The following is a 13,982-nucleotide window of genomic DNA, read 5'->3' as shown; positions in this document are numbered from 1 at the left end:
TACGTCCAGTTAAAAATCTCTCACAAATGTAAAACTATGCTGGAACTATTAAATATCAAACGTGAAGTAGAAAGGTTGTCGAATATCCTAGGCAAAGCTGAGGACTGTCTTTGACCTCAGAGAACTGAGTACAAAAATTCAAGATCTAGATCAATCAATTGCTCAACCTACTTTTTGGGACAATTCTCTTACTGCCTATCAGACACTTCAAGAGATTAAATTCCTCATCTCCAATCAGAAAAAATATCAGCAATGGCGCTCCATCCTAGAAGATATCAAAGTTGCTTTAGAACTATTGGAATTATCAGCTGATGAGCAATTGTTACAAGAGGCGCAAAGTAACCTCACGCAACTCCAGCAAGAACTCAACACACTTGAAATACAACAGTTACTATCTAATACCTACGACCAAAACGGAGCATTCTTAACCATTACTGCTAGTTCTAATAGTGTGGATGCTCAAGATTGGGGGTCTATCCTACTGCGGATGTACCACCGTTGGAGTATCAAGCAAAATTACTTAGTACATGTAGGAGAAGGTTTTGATGCGGATTTAACTAGTATTAAATATATCACCTTGGAAATTATCGGGCGTTATGCTTATGGCTACCTCAAATCAGAACAAGGAACCCATGCAAAAATAATGCGGCTTTCTCATTTGAAGGGTGATGGTAAACGACATACTTGCTTTGCCAATGTAGTAGTCAGCCCTATCTTGGATGAGTCTGTTGAGTTTGAAATTCCAGACAAGGATTTGAAAATTACTTTGCCACGTTGTCAGAGGAATGTTAACCGCCTAGAAACATGGGTGCAGTTGTTTCATCTTCCTACTGGTATTACTGTGTTTTGTAACCTGGAGCGCAATCAACTACAAAACAAAGAAAAAGCATTAGCTATTCTTAAGAGTAGGCTGGTTGCGATCGCACTAACTCAAGGTGTCCAACTTTCCCAAATTCAACCTCAGCAGATAAAATCTTTATCCTACAAGCTAATCCGTGAATATGTATTACATCCCCACAAAAACGTGAAAGATCTGCGTACCAAAGTGCAAACAACTGCTGTAGCAGAGGTTTTAGATGGTGAAATTGATTTATTTATCAAAGCCTATCTGCAACAGTAAAATCAAAACACTGGAGTAAGCAAAGACACTCTCGCCGTTTGCCCTCAGATATTGGCAAATAATTCCAAGTAATTTATGTAACTTATACAAGTCGTGTAGAAAAAATTTGCCAAACTCCAGCTAAAATCAAAAAGATACAGCAGTTGGCATTTTCATGAATCATACGTAGAGACGTTACATGTAACGTCTCTACAGGGTTTCAGGTTTTATTTATGTACTTTATTTACCTGAAATCTGCTGTAAATAGAATCAAGAGCAATCTCCCAATCTAAAACGCTCTATCTATACGTTTAGCAACCACTATGGAAGTCTTAGAACTAAAACGCGAAATCGAAACGTTGTCTGGTCGCCTGGGTAAAACCCAGCACTATCTTTGACGTACCTGCATTGACAGCCAAAATTCAAGACCTGGAACAAATATCAGCTCAGCCAGAATTTTGGAATGACCAAACCCAAGCTCAACAAACGCTACAAGAACTCAACGACCTGAAAGCCCACCTTCAGCAATATGATCAGTGGCAAGCCAGTCTGGAAGATACTAAAGCAGTAGTTGAGTTATTAGAGTTAGAAACCGACGAAGCACTATTGCAAGAAGCCGAATCCACGATTACCAAGCTCAATCGTGACCTTGACCAGTGGGAGTTACAACAGTTACTTTCGGGCCCCTATGATGCGGAAGGTGCTGTACTAACGATTAATGCTGGTGCTGGTGGTACAGATGCCCAAGATTGGGCGTTTATGTTACTGCGGATGTACACTCGTTGGGCAGAAGCTCACGGCTATAAGGTAAGTTTAGCTGAAGAGTCTGAGGGTGATGAAGCCGGAATTAAATCAGCAACCCTAGAAATTACTGGTCGTTATGCTTATGGTTATTTGCGGTCTGAAACAGGCACACATCGCTTAGTGCGAATTTCACCCTTTAACGCTAATGGCAAACGACAAACCAGTTTCGCCGGGGTGGAAGTAATGCCACAAATAGATAACTCTGTACAGTTGGACATTCCAGAGAAAGATTTGGAAATCACCACAACTCGCTCTGGCGGTAAAGGCGGACAGAACGTCAACAAAGTAGAAACAGCAGTGAGGGTTGTTCACCTCCCCACGGGGCTAGCCGTGCGTTGTACAGAAGAACGTTCTCAACTGCAAAACAAAGAGAAGGCCCTTGCTCGCCTCAAAGCCAAGCTGCTGATTATCGCCCAAGAGCAACGTGCCCAAGAAATTGCTGAAATTCGTGGTGATATGGTGGAAGCCTCTTGGGGCAATCAAATCCGTAACTATGTATTTCATCCTTATCAAATGGTGAAGGATTTACGTACAAACACGGAAACAACTGCGATTGCAGATGTGATGAATGGCGAACTGGATACATTCATTCAAGCTTATCTACGGCAAGAAAACCAACTCGTAGAAAGCACCCCTGCATAATTTAAAGATTAGTTATGGGTACTAAGTATTTTTTTACTATATACTTAGTACCTATTATTTATTTTTTTAGTATTGATATTGGTGCGATCGCAACTCTACACCAAACCAACTGTTACATTTATAAAAGAGTCTGTGATCAAACAATTATGAGCAACTCCCCTTCAACAGAACCTCAACCCAGTTACGTGAAACTCGCCATGCGGAATATGGTGCGAAAGGGTGGCACGTCCTTAAAACATTTTGCACTGACCGCCGTAGGACTTTTAGCTGTCCTCGTTGGTCTTGCTTATCTAACACACTAACGATAAATACTTACCTCAGCCTAGGAGACTACGTGCCCCTGAGAGTTGAATTGTATGTAGAGGATTATGATTACGAATTGTCCCCAATAGCATCTGGAAAGATTGGGGACACACATCCTCGAATCACTTCTGAAGCTTGGGAAAACTGGTTTAATCTCTGGTTAGAAATACTTAATCCTCATCTTCCAGCCGCGCCAAGTTACGAAATCGGTCTGCGCTTGACCGATGACTTGCAAATTCAAGTACTCAATGCCCAGTATCGACAACAAAATAAGCCAACAGATGTTTTAGCTTTTGCTGCTTTAGAGGTAGACTTTCCTCAAAGTGCAGAAATGCTTGCCTCTGTACCTTTATATTTAGGTGATATTATTGTGTCTGTAGATACAGCCCAACGTCAAGCTCAACAGCAAGAACATAGTTTGCCAACTGAGCTAGCTTGGTTGGCTGCTCACGGCTTATTACATCTGTTGGGCTGGGATCATCCTGACGAAGAAAGTTTGAGGCGAATGTTAGAACAGCAAGTAATATTGCTACATGCAATAAGTATTTCTATTGACATAGAATAGCAGTGATTTGCGTGTCTGTAAGTGTTAATCTTGGGTAATAATTTTATAATATTTCTGGAGAAAATTCCCTAAAACTGCCTCAAAGTTTATTAAGCCATGATAAATGGCAAAGATTCCCACTGTAGCTCCTATTTTTTTGTATTTTTAAGCCTATGTCCCAAAAAGTTTCCCCACCACCAACGTCCAACACCTTACAAACACTGGTGACAAATGAACGGGAATTCTCCTGGCAGGTTGCCTCTAGTTTATTAGTTAGTTTTAAGTATGCTTGGGCAGGAATCAGCTATAGTTTTCAAACTCAACGTAATTTTCGTATCCATGTGAGTGTTTGCGCTTTAGCGATCGCTTTAAGCGTTTTTTTACATCTGCAAGCCGTGGAAATATCAGTTATTGGTATAACTAGTGGCTTGGTTTTAGCATTGGAGTTACTGAATACAGCGATCGAGTCCCTTGTAGACTTGACTGTTAAGCAGACTTACCATGATTTAGCAAAAGTTGCTAAAGACTGTGCTGCTGGTGCTGTACTAGTTTCTTCTTTAGTAGCAGTGTTGGTAGCTGCTACACTCTTGCTCCCTCCTCTAGTATCCTTAATTATGTCGGCTTTCTAGATGTAGTTTGTGATCCTGCCCTGTCCGATTCCATTTAAAATTTAGATGCTATAAAAGCGTCTGAAGGGAGATAGTCCGTCCGCACAGCTTTGCTTTTGTGGAAATGGAATTGAAGTTGAGGAAGCAGCTTTTTGTACTCTGGTTAACTGAATTCCGTACCACTATTTAGCCATCAATTAATTCAATTTAGTAGGAAAGATAATGACCCAAGTAATCGTAGGTGAAAATGAACACATTGAGTCAGCCTTACGTCGATTTAAGCGAGAAGTTTCCAAAGCCGGAATTTTTCCAGACATGAGAAAGCATCGCCACTTTGAAACGCCACTGGAAAAACGCAAACGCAAAGAAATTGCTAAGCACAGGCAGAGTAAAAGAAGTTTCCGTAATTAACAACTGACATAGAGATAAACTAATGCCCTCATCGTATTTATGAGGGCTTTACTTATGAAAAACTCCATCCCCTTGTGGGTGGAGTTTTTGGGCATAGAGAAGAGTAAGCAGATGCTCAGTATCCTGATTCGGTGGGTGGTGAGTTAGCGCTAAGTTGTTTATTGAGGCCAAGTTTGACAAGCGCAGAAGTTTCTACACGATTGCTAGCAAAACGACATAAACGTTATTTTGATTAGAGTTGCAAAATTAAAATAGTTGCAACCAGTCAGAGAATTACTCGTATGATTTATTACTCCTAATCCAAGGATTACAGTTAATGCAAGTTCTAAAAAGAGCCATCAAACCAGAAATCTATATATCGTTCCTCTACATCTACCCAACTACTTGGGGAACTGCTGGTGATATCTGTTTAATCCGTGAATCTGTAGCTAATTCAAATGCATCGACAAAGTTTGTCGGTCACAAACTCCAACTAGCCCTTCCAAAAGGGATGGAGCGCGATCGCATCGCCGGCTTGCCGGTGATCAAAGTTGCAGGTAATGTAGGCGACGGGCATCCTAAAGAGCACCCGCTGGAATGGGAAGCTTATGAAGGTGTAGATGCAGAAATAGCGATCGCGGCTCTGAAACCTTGGGGCTTCAAATTAATTGAGTCCACGTAACCCCAATCAAGCTAGGAGCTATTAGTTTTGATTATAGTCATTGACAATTACGACAGTTTTACATACAACTTAGTGCAATATCTGGGAGAATTAGCGGCAGAGTTCCCAGTAGCAGCTGATATTAAAGTTTTTCGTAACGACAAGATATCCATAGATGAGATTCGGGCGTTAAAGCCGGAAGTCGTAGTCATTTCCCCTGGGCCTGGTCGCCCAGAAGATGCTGGAATTTCCCTAAAATTGATTGAACAACTAGGGCCTCAATTACCAATTTTGGGTGTCTGTTTAGGACATCAAAGTATTGGTCAAGTGTTCGGTGGTAAAATAGTTTCTGCTCCAGAGTTAATGCATGGCAAAACTTCTCAGGTGTCTCACACTGGGGTAGGAGTTTTCCGGGGATTGGAAAATCCCATGACCGCCACCAGATATCATAGTCTGGTGATTGATCGCGAGACTTGCCCTGATGTGTTGGAAATCACTGCTTGGGTTGAAGATGGCACTATTATGGGAGTGCAACACCGGAACTATCCTCACATTCAAGGTGTCCAGTTTCACCCAGAGAGTGTCCTGACATCTTCGGGAAAGCAGTTATTGCGAAACTTTCTGGAACAGTTACAGTCGAGAGAGTAATTAATGAAACGACGAAAGTTGATGGGCTATGCTGGGGCGGGGTTGGTCACAGCTTTCATTACTACCTTGAGTTCTGAATCTCAAGCTAACGCACAATCTAGCGGTTTATCAGTTCAGTGGTTGGGTCATACTTGCTTTCTATTTACCGGTGGCGGTGCGAAAATTCTCGTCAATCCATTTCGGACGGTCGGCTGTACTGCTAAGTATCGTCCACCAAAAGTTGCAGCAGATTTAGTACTGATTAGTAGTCAACTACTAGATGAAGGTGCGGTAGATGGACTACCGGGAAATCCAAAGCTAATCTACGAACCTGGAGTTTACGAGTTCCAAGGCATCAAATTCCAGGGAATTGCCATAGACCACGATCGCAAAGGTGGGAAGCAGTTTGGCTCAAACACCGCCTGGAGTTGGAAGCAAGGAGGAATTAATATCCTGCACTTAGGGGGAGCCGCTGCACCCATTTCCATTGAGCAAAAAATCCTCATGGGGCGTCCCGATGTGGCATTCATTCCAGTAGGAGGTAGTGCAAAAGCCTACAATGCCCAAGAAGCAAAGCAGGCGGTTCAGGTATTGAATCCCAAGCTGGTGATTCCCACCCATTACCGGACGCAGGCGGCTGACGCTGCTACATGCGACATTTCGCCACTGGATGATTTTCTCACTTTGATGCAAGGCATGACAGTACGTCGTAGCAATGGCGATACTATTTCTCTTAACCCTAGTAAATTACCAGAGAATGGGGAAATTCAGGTTTTGAGTTACAAGTTTTAAGCCTAACTGAACCGTATTGGGTTAAAAGGTGAATTTCATCTAATAGCAATTTAAAAAAAGAATGTGACAGATAGACCATGTAGAGACGTTGCAATGCAACATCTCTACCAAAGGATTTATTGCAATCATTAATTGTAGGACTTACGCACTGAAGGCTGAAACATAGATCCCCCCTAACCCACGCCAGTCGCTCATGGGGAGCCACCCCCTTGCGGAGGTTGCCGACACTCGTTCGCCCAGCGTGTCGCAGACAAGACTCGCTCTAAGCGTTGGCGAAGCCTCTCGAAGAGAAGCCATGCCGTTGGCGATCGCGCAGCGTGTCGCAGACAAGCCTCTCGAACAGAAGGCTTTACGCTGCGCTATCCGTTGTGGGGAGTGGCGTGGAAACCCCCTTGGCGCTAGCCTCTCCCTTTGGGAGAAGACCGCGCTGGCTCCCCTTCAAAAGGGGGGAATTTATAAAGCCCCCTTTTTAAGGGGGTTGGGGGATCTGAGTGCGTAAGTTCTGAATTGAATCGGTATAACGCATTGGGCATTTGTAACTTCTTCTCCATGCCCAAAAACTCCACCCCACTTGTGGGATGGAGTGTTTGATTCAGCAATATTTTAAGCGGTGTACCACTCTGGGCCAAGCTTATCTGCATCGCTTACAGCAGTCTCAGTCGCTCTCGTTCCGTCCATAGTCCAAATGGTGTCTGCACCTGATGTCTGATCACGCCAGTAAACGTCTGTCTTGCCATCAGCGTTGAAATCGCCAAGCGATGGTGTCAAAGATGCGCCATTACTGGGGAGAAAAGCTTGACTACTAACTGTTGTACCATCCATCAACCAAGCGGTGTTCTCACCGGTTGCCTGATTGTGCCATAAAATGTCGGTCTTGCCATCACCGTTGAAATCGCCAATGTTGGATTTCCAGTTTGAGTCAAGTGTTCCCACAGCACCCTCAGTTACGATAATGCCGTTCACTTGCCAAATCTTGTTCTCACCTGTTGTCTCATTGCGCCACAGAAGGTCAGTGCTTAAATCGCCGTTGAAATCGCCACGGGTAAAAGTCCAGCCGACATCTTGTGATTGCAGAGCAAAATTGCTTACTTGCGCGCCATCCATAAACCAAACGTTGTTTTCACCCGTTGTCTCATTGCGCCAGAAGATGTCGCTCTTGCCATTGCCGTCGAAATCAACCACGGTAGGAGTCAAGCCTGTAGTTGTAGTCTCTAGAACAGTCGCGCTGAGAACTGTTGTGCCATCCATCTGCCAAAGAGCATTTTCGCCGGTTGTGCCATTATTCCAGAAGATATCGGTTTTGCGATCGCCGTTGAAATCACCAATGTTTGGAGTCCAAGCTGGATCAACTCTGTCCAGAGCAACCGCACTCGCAACGTTGACTCCATCCATTATTGCAAGATTATTCTCACCCGTTGTTTTGTTACGGAGTAAAAAGTCTGTCTTGCCATCACCGTTAAAATCGGCAGTTTTATAAGTCCAGGCGGATATGTCAAACTGTCCCAAAGAACCTTGTTGGAGAACTTGTGTCCCATCCATTAGTCGAACCAAAATCTCACCGGTTTGAGAATTGACCCAAAGTTTGTCTGTTTTTCCATCACCGTTGAAATCAGGAAGAATCGCCGCATTAGTTATGTAAGGATTAGGATTGGGATTTGCAGCGGCTACTATAGGCTGGGTCAAAGATTGACTTTGGAATGTTTGTGAAGAACTCTTATTTCCAAAAGTATAATCAGAACTTAAATTCTCAACGGAAGATGTCAAGATTTGTGATTTGGCAAAAGAGTTTTTTGCCCATTGAGATGTATTCAAAGATAAGTTTGACGAAGTTTTACTTTCAAACATGATGTGTTCTTATGGGTAGTTGTCATATTTTTTTAACTTTTTTTTGCAATATCTTTCTGTTATCAAATAACATTTGCCAGAGCTTAAATATTTCTTTATAACTCTTTTTTTTTAATGAATGTCAATTTTTAAAGACAAATATTTGTTTGTTATAAATCATTTATTATGATTTTTCAAGTTGGATATAAACAATTAGGAAATATTAGTTTGTATTCTATGTATGTCAGGATTTAAAGATAAAATCTCCCTTTTTAAATATTCGTGAGAGAGGTTTAATAGCTGAATTTAAAACATACGTATATTTTGGAATGTTAATCAATTACATAAAAAATATCTACACTTGTAGCGATTATCAAATAGATATGATTTTTACCTCACGCAGAGACGCGAAGCCGCAGAGAAGATATTTGTATAAACTTCAGCCTTGGCGAATAGAATTCGCACGTCAGTTGCTTCAAAACGGGTTTTGCCTGTGTAGATGAAATTTCTGTTCAGACAAAAATAAAGAGGTAAAACGTTTAAAAACGATTTACCTCTCTTAACAATAAATAACTACAACTAGTAATTACACCTTAGTGCGATCGGTTAAAATCTCATAACCCGTATCTGTCACTAAGACTGTATGCTCAAACTGTGCCGATAGAGCATTATCTACTGTTACTGCTGTCCATCGGTCAGATAATGTTCGTGTATGTCTAGAACCAGCATTCACAATTGGCTCAATTGCCAGCGTCATCCCTGCACGGAGCTTAACATTCGGCATTTCGCGAGTTCGGAAGTTGAATACTGACGGTTCTTCATGCAAGTTACGACCGACACCATGTCCGGTGAATTCTTCCACTACACTAAAGCCATTGGCTTTCACATGGTCTTCAATTGCTCCGGCCAAGTCAAGCAGGTATACACCGGCTTTCACTTGTTCAATACCTTTATAAAGAGCTTCTTCTGCTACACGAATTAATTTAGCCGCTTCAGGGGTAACTTCGCCGACAGCAATTGTAATGCAAGAGTCCCCATGAAAGCCTTGGTAATAAGCGCCTGTATCTACTTTTAATACATCTCCAGTCCGAATAACTTTCTTGGGACTAGGAATACCATGTACAACTTCATTGTTAATACTGGAGCAGATAGAACCTGTAAAACCGTGATATCCTTTAAAGCTTGGTGTTGCATCCATTTCACGAATGCGTTTTTCTGCATAAGCATCTAAGTCAGCTGTAGTCATTCCTGGCTTTACTAGCTCAGAAATCTCTTTGAGCACGGTAGCTACAATTTTTGCTGATTGCCGCATAATTTCAATTTCACGCGGCGATTTAATTTCAATTCCTCGGCGTTGTTTTTTTGGAGGAGTAGACTGAGTTGCTTGAGAAAGTAAGTTACTGAGAATGTTCATGGGGAATTAATAATTACTGGCGTCTTGCGGCTTAAAAGTGAATGTTTTTTCTAGATTAGTTGAGAAATAATATCTATATTTAAGTTAACTTATTTTTCGTTACACACTCTGCTTCATAGCTCCAGTGCATTGAATTAACACATCTGAACATACTACCAGGATTAATCAAATAATTCTTAATTGCTGATGGCAATCTCTCCAGTCATACCTGCTTCCGTGTGTCCTGCAATTGGACAACGTAAGCCATATTTACCTGGTTTCAGGGGGACAAACACCCATTCTGCTTCAGCACCCGGCTTTAGTTCCAGTTCGTGAATAGCTCCTTTAATTTCTACTTTGCCTGCTTCGACTTTCTGTGTCCAGATGCCATCGGCAAAATCTTTTGCAGTGAAATAGTGCTTCTGTTGGCTGGGATTAATGAGCCGTAGTTGATAGCGTTTACCAGCCACTAATTCTAAGTGATTTGGCTCAAATTTGAGTTCATTAGCCGAATTACCTAAGCTAACTGTAATTTCTGTGGCTGGTTGCTTCAGCAAATTGCTAGACAAATTAGCGGCTACGGCTGGAGCAGCACTGGTAAAATTCCAGCATAAAAGCAACGTTAACATCACGCATAACCGCAGTATTGCTTGTAGCCGAATAGAAGTGAAGGAGGTGAAAATTACAATTAAAATTTGGTATAAATGCTTGTAAATTTGCGTAGATAACCCGATCATTTCCGTTACTAGTTTTAGTACTAATTCGTAATGTGCTACACCCCGCTGCGTACACCTACATAGAAACAAGCTATGGAGAGTGTCTTGTAGAGAAGACTTTGCCAGACCAAAAGTACCCAATTAATTCTGCGTATTTTGGATTACTATACAGGTTTTCTATCACTGTGTCATCAACACTTAAAATCCCTCCTTCTAAATTAATTATGTCCTTTACAATATCAAACAAATTTTTTGGTTCGTACCTTTTTCTTAGCAAAAAGTGGTTCACACTCTCATGTCAAATATCTTCTAATATCTCTGCTAATCTCCTGCACCCAACCTGCTTTGGCTCTGAATAGTAAAAATATAGTGTAATAAGGGTCTGCTAATTTCTCTAGTTGTCCGATACCTATTTATAAACTACACCTGTGGTTTAAAACACTATTTTATCACTCTGTCAATGCGTAAGTTCTAGATATGATACGTATTTAATTAAAATTTAACCTTAGAACTTAATTCCTTAAGACTAAATCTATCGCAAGTTGTAAAAAATTCAACAAGGTAAGCTATACAATACTACGTGTTAATCATCAAAATACTTCAGTTTATTGCTTTTTTAAATTGTAGATAAATAAAGAGTAGTAATTGTCAATTATTGAGATCAATTATTCATTCAGAAAAATATCTTTATATTCACTGTGTTTGCTGAGAAATATTTTGGATAGAAAAACCTCACGTAATAAACATTAATTGCATACATTATTAGCTTTGTTTTGATAGAGGTAATATATGACTTTAACAACCAGCAACGAATCTCAGATAGACTCTGAGGCAGCGCGATCGCAGACTGAAAAAACACTAGACCAGAGTTTTTTGTGGATAACACGCATATTAGCATTTGCTGTTGCAGCATTATTGCTTTGGATAGCTGTACAAGTCGCTATAAACTCAATACCTGCTATTCAAGAGTTTGGTCTACAATTCCTGATTAAAAGTGCTTGGAACCCTGTAGAAAACCTTTATGGAGTGTTACCCATGATTTATGGAACACTCTTGAGTTCATTAATTGCCTTGCTTTTAGCTGTGCCAATTGGTTTAGCAAGTGCAATCATTTTGAGTGAGAATTTTTTACCGTTATCAATTCGCACTATACTAACTTTTTTAGTGGAACTGCTAGCAGCTATTCCTAGTATTGTGTATGGTCTTTGGGGCATTTACGTCCTAATACCGTTTTTGAAACCTATAGGCAATTGGCTTTACGATAACTTTGATTACATACCTATTTTTTCCACACAGTATATAGGGCCGGGAATGCTACCTGCTGGGGTAATTTTAGCCATTATGATTTTGCCCATTATTACAGTGATTTCCCGCGATTCCCTTGCTTCTCTACCTTCCGAACTTCGTTGGGGATCTTATGGTGTGGGGTCAACCCGTTGGCAAACAATTTTCAACATTTTGATCCCAGCAGCTTTTTCTGGAATTGTAGGTGGAATCATGCTGGGATTGGGGAGAGCATTGGGAGAAACAATGGCTGTAACTTTGGTAATTGGTAACAGCAACAATTTAAATTTCTCTGTGCTTGCACCTGCAAATACAATTGCTTCTTTGTTAGCTAATCAATTCGCAGAAGCTAGTGGCTTGCAAAGAGCTTCCTTGTTTTATGCTGGTTTAATTTTGTTTGTAATCACACTCATAGTTAATATGCTTGCCGAACTTGTTGTGCGCCGAGTTAAAAAGTTTTAGTAGCGATAAAATTTCATCATCCAATTACAGTTTAGGTAGGCAATTATGACATCTAATAATCAAGCTAAACACTCTCTAAACACAGATGAGAGCATGGAATTTTCTTATGCTACTCGCCGAACATTAATTGGGGCTGTACTGACAGTATTAGCATTTCTTATGCTAGGTATTGCAATTCTGCCTTTAGGGTTAGTACTTGGTTATGTGATTATCCGAGGAGGTAGTCAATTTAATCTGGAACTATTTACTGGACAGATACCAACCGCGTTGCAAGAAGGTGGCGGTGTTAGTCCTGCTATTGTAGGAACATTAATTGTGGTGGGGATTGCTTCAGTATTGAGCATTCCTTTTGGGATTCTGGCAGCAGTTTATTTATCAGAGTTTAGTTCCGGCAGAATAGTTAATTGGATTCGCTTTGCTACTAATGTACTCAGTGGTGTACCCTCAATTATTGTGGGACTGTTTGCATATGGCGTGGTAGTCGCAACTACAAATCAATTCTCAGCTGTGGCTGGGGGTTTTGCCTTGGCGGTTTTGATGTTACCGATAGTGGTAAGAACTACTGACGAAGCCTTACAACTAGTACCTCAACAAGTGCGTTGGGCCTCAACAGGGGTAGGAGCTTCTAACTTTCAAACAGTTTTACAAGTTGTTTTACCATCAGCGATGGGGGCAATTATTACAGGTACGACTTTAGCGATCGCTCGTGCAGCCGGCGAAACTGCACCTTTAATTTTTACCGCTTTGTTTTCAAAATTCTGGCCTACAAGTATCTGGGAACCAATTCCCACTTTATCAATATTAGTTTATAAATTTGCCACCGTTCCCTACGACAATCAACAAGAAATTGCCTGGGCAGCTTCACTCATTCTAGTTTTATTAGTACTGATTACTAGCATTATTTCTCGCTTGGCAGCGCTTAAAAGTACTTATTGAAATTGCTCAATATTCAATAGTAATTTAACCATACAGGATTAACAATGTCTGCCCAAAATCAAACCAATAATCATCACAATACTAAAAATCCAAGCGAAACTACAACAGTTTTGCAAACAGAAAAACTCAGCGTTTACTATAGTGATACTTTGGCGCTACGAGATGTTTATATGGAAATACCAAAACAACGAGTAACTGCTTTGATTGGGCCTTCTGGCTGTGGTAAAAGTACCTTACTACGTTGCTTCAATCGTCTGAATGATTTGATTGACAAATGTCGGGTAGAAGGCAAGGTACTTTACCGGAATAAAAACCTCTATTCACCTAAAATCGATCCGGTAGAGGTGCGGCGGCGAATTGGCATGGTATTTCAAAAACCCAACCCGTTCCCCAAATCAATTTATGAAAATATCGCTTACGGAGCCAGGATTCAGGGACACAAAGATGATATGGATGAATTAGTTGAGCGATCGCTCCAGCGAGCTGCTTTATGGACTGAAGTTAAAGATAAACTCAAACAAAGTGGTTTATCTCTTTCTGGTGGACAGCAACAGCGTTTGTGTATTGCTAGAGCGATCGCCCTCAAACCAGAAGTAGTCTTGATGGATGAACCTTGTTCTTCTCTTGATCCGATCTCTACTGAGCGAGTTGAAGAACTGATTCAGGAACTCAAAGAAGAATACACAATTATTATCGTCACCCACAATATGCAACAAGCCTCGCGGGTGTCAGATTTTACTGCTTTTTTCAACGCAGAAGAGTCAGACAAGGGAAACCGCTTCGGTTACTTAGTAGAATATGACGAAACAGGAAGAGTTTTTGGCAATCCCCAAGCCCAAGCAACCAAAGAATATCTCAGTGGTAAGTTTGGGTGAAGTTCTACCACTGATGCTTTGC

Annotated in this window: 15 protein-coding genes and 1 pseudogene; 12 read left to right on the top strand and 4 right to left on the bottom strand. The window is 41.1% G+C overall.

Annotated elements, in window-relative coordinates; all coding sequences use genetic code 11:
• Positions 1–39 precede the first annotated feature (39 nt).
• From FNW02_RS15350 to FNW02_RS15310, 9 genes are all read left to right on the top strand, one after another.
• A protein-coding gene (locus FNW02_RS15350; protein WP_191758468.1) for a PCRF domain-containing protein occupies positions 40–1,120 on the top strand; the annotation gives its coding sequence in 2 pieces (ribosomal slippage) (positions 40–111 and positions 113–1,120; 1,080 coding nt in all).
• A 302-nt stretch (positions 1,121–1,422) separates the two neighbouring features.
• Positions 1,423–2,545, top strand: a protein-coding gene (gene prfB / locus FNW02_RS15345; RefSeq protein WP_191758394.1) for a peptide chain release factor 2 whose coding sequence is annotated in 2 segments (ribosomal slippage) — positions 1,423–1,494 and positions 1,496–2,545 — 1,122 coding nt in all. Because the reading frame shifts where the segments join, the coding sequence is not laid out codon by codon here.
• A 146-nt stretch (positions 2,546–2,691) separates the two neighbouring features.
• On the top strand, positions 2,692–2,847 hold the full coding sequence (locus FNW02_RS15340) for a DUF3285 domain-containing protein (protein ID WP_191758467.1): 156 nt from the start codon (positions 2,692–2,694) through the stop codon (positions 2,845–2,847).
• A gap of 38 nt (positions 2,848–2,885) precedes the next feature.
• Positions 2,886–3,413, top strand: coding sequence for an rRNA maturation RNase YbeY (gene ybeY, locus FNW02_RS15335; RefSeq protein ID WP_191758466.1), 528 nt, complete (start codon positions 2,886–2,888; stop codon positions 3,411–3,413).
• Between the two features lie 152 nt (positions 3,414–3,565).
• Entirely contained in the window at positions 3,566–4,021 is a 456-nt protein-coding gene (locus tag FNW02_RS15330) for a diacylglycerol kinase family protein (RefSeq protein ID WP_191758393.1), read from the top strand.
• A 201-nt stretch (positions 4,022–4,222) separates the two neighbouring features.
• Complete coding sequence (gene rpsU / locus FNW02_RS15325) at positions 4,223–4,411, top strand: 30S ribosomal protein S21 (protein ID WP_162398579.1); 189 nt, start codon at positions 4,223–4,225, stop codon at positions 4,409–4,411.
• 316 nt (positions 4,412–4,727) lie between these two features.
• Positions 4,728–5,072 carry a hypothetical protein gene (locus tag FNW02_RS15320; protein ID WP_191758392.1) on the top strand — a complete coding sequence of 115 codons (345 nt, stop codon included), beginning with the start codon at positions 4,728–4,730 and terminating at the stop codon, positions 5,070–5,072.
• A gap of 27 nt (positions 5,073–5,099) precedes the next feature.
• A complete protein-coding gene (locus FNW02_RS15315; RefSeq protein WP_191758391.1) occupies positions 5,100–5,699 on the top strand; it encodes an anthranilate synthase component II in 600 nt (199 codons plus the stop codon).
• A 3-nt stretch (positions 5,700–5,702) separates the two neighbouring features.
• On the top strand, positions 5,703–6,470 hold the full coding sequence (locus FNW02_RS15310; RefSeq protein WP_191758390.1) for an MBL fold metallo-hydrolase: 768 nt from the start codon (positions 5,703–5,705) through the stop codon (positions 6,468–6,470).
• A gap of 603 nt (positions 6,471–7,073) precedes the next feature.
• Here the strand turns inward: FNW02_RS15310 and FNW02_RS15300 are convergent.
• From FNW02_RS15300 to FNW02_RS15285, 4 genes and pseudogenes are all read right to left on the bottom strand, one after another.
• The gene (locus tag FNW02_RS15300) at positions 7,074–8,315 is read right to left on the bottom strand and encodes an FG-GAP repeat domain-containing protein (RefSeq protein ID WP_191758388.1); all 1,242 of its coding nucleotides are present in this window, start codon (positions 8,313–8,315) and stop codon (positions 7,074–7,076) included.
• A 565-nt stretch (positions 8,316–8,880) separates the two neighbouring features.
• Entirely contained in the window at positions 8,881–9,708 is an 828-nt protein-coding gene (gene map / locus FNW02_RS15295; protein WP_191758387.1) for a type I methionyl aminopeptidase, read from the bottom strand.
• A 176-nt stretch (positions 9,709–9,884) separates the two neighbouring features.
• A complete protein-coding gene (locus FNW02_RS15290) occupies positions 9,885–10,316 on the bottom strand; it encodes a cupredoxin domain-containing protein (RefSeq protein WP_225225668.1) in 432 nt (143 codons plus the stop codon).
• A gap of 193 nt (positions 10,317–10,509) precedes the next feature.
• A pseudogene (locus tag FNW02_RS15285) lies at positions 10,510–10,816 on the bottom strand (hypothetical protein); the annotation flags it as partial.
• Positions 10,817–11,192: 376 nt separating this feature from the next.
• On the opposite strand from FNW02_RS15285, the gene pstC reads away from it, so the two are divergent.
• The 3 genes from pstC to pstB are packed head-to-tail and all read left to right on the top strand — an operon-like array spanning position 11,193 to position 13,960.
• Entirely contained in the window at positions 11,193–12,149 is a 957-nt protein-coding gene (pstC, locus tag FNW02_RS15280) for a phosphate ABC transporter permease subunit PstC (protein ID WP_191758385.1), read from the top strand.
• Between the two features lie 45 nt (positions 12,150–12,194).
• The gene (pstA, locus tag FNW02_RS15275; RefSeq protein ID WP_191758384.1) at positions 12,195–13,085 is read left to right on the top strand and encodes a phosphate ABC transporter permease PstA; all 891 of its coding nucleotides are present in this window, start codon (positions 12,195–12,197) and stop codon (positions 13,083–13,085) included.
• Between the two features lie 44 nt (positions 13,086–13,129).
• Complete coding sequence (gene pstB / locus FNW02_RS15270; protein ID WP_191758383.1) at positions 13,130–13,960, top strand: phosphate ABC transporter ATP-binding protein PstB; 831 nt, start codon at positions 13,130–13,132, stop codon at positions 13,958–13,960.
• Positions 13,961–13,982: the final 22 nt, after the last annotated feature.

Origin of the sequence: Komarekiella delphini-convector SJRDD-AB1 (assembly GCF_014831675.1) — a bacterium.
In the GTDB taxonomy this organism is placed as follows: domain Bacteria; phylum Cyanobacteriota; class Cyanobacteriia; order Cyanobacteriales; family Nostocaceae; genus Komarekiella.
The sequence above is the reverse complement of the archived record's forward strand: the minus strand, read 5'-3'. Positions and strand labels throughout refer to the sequence as shown.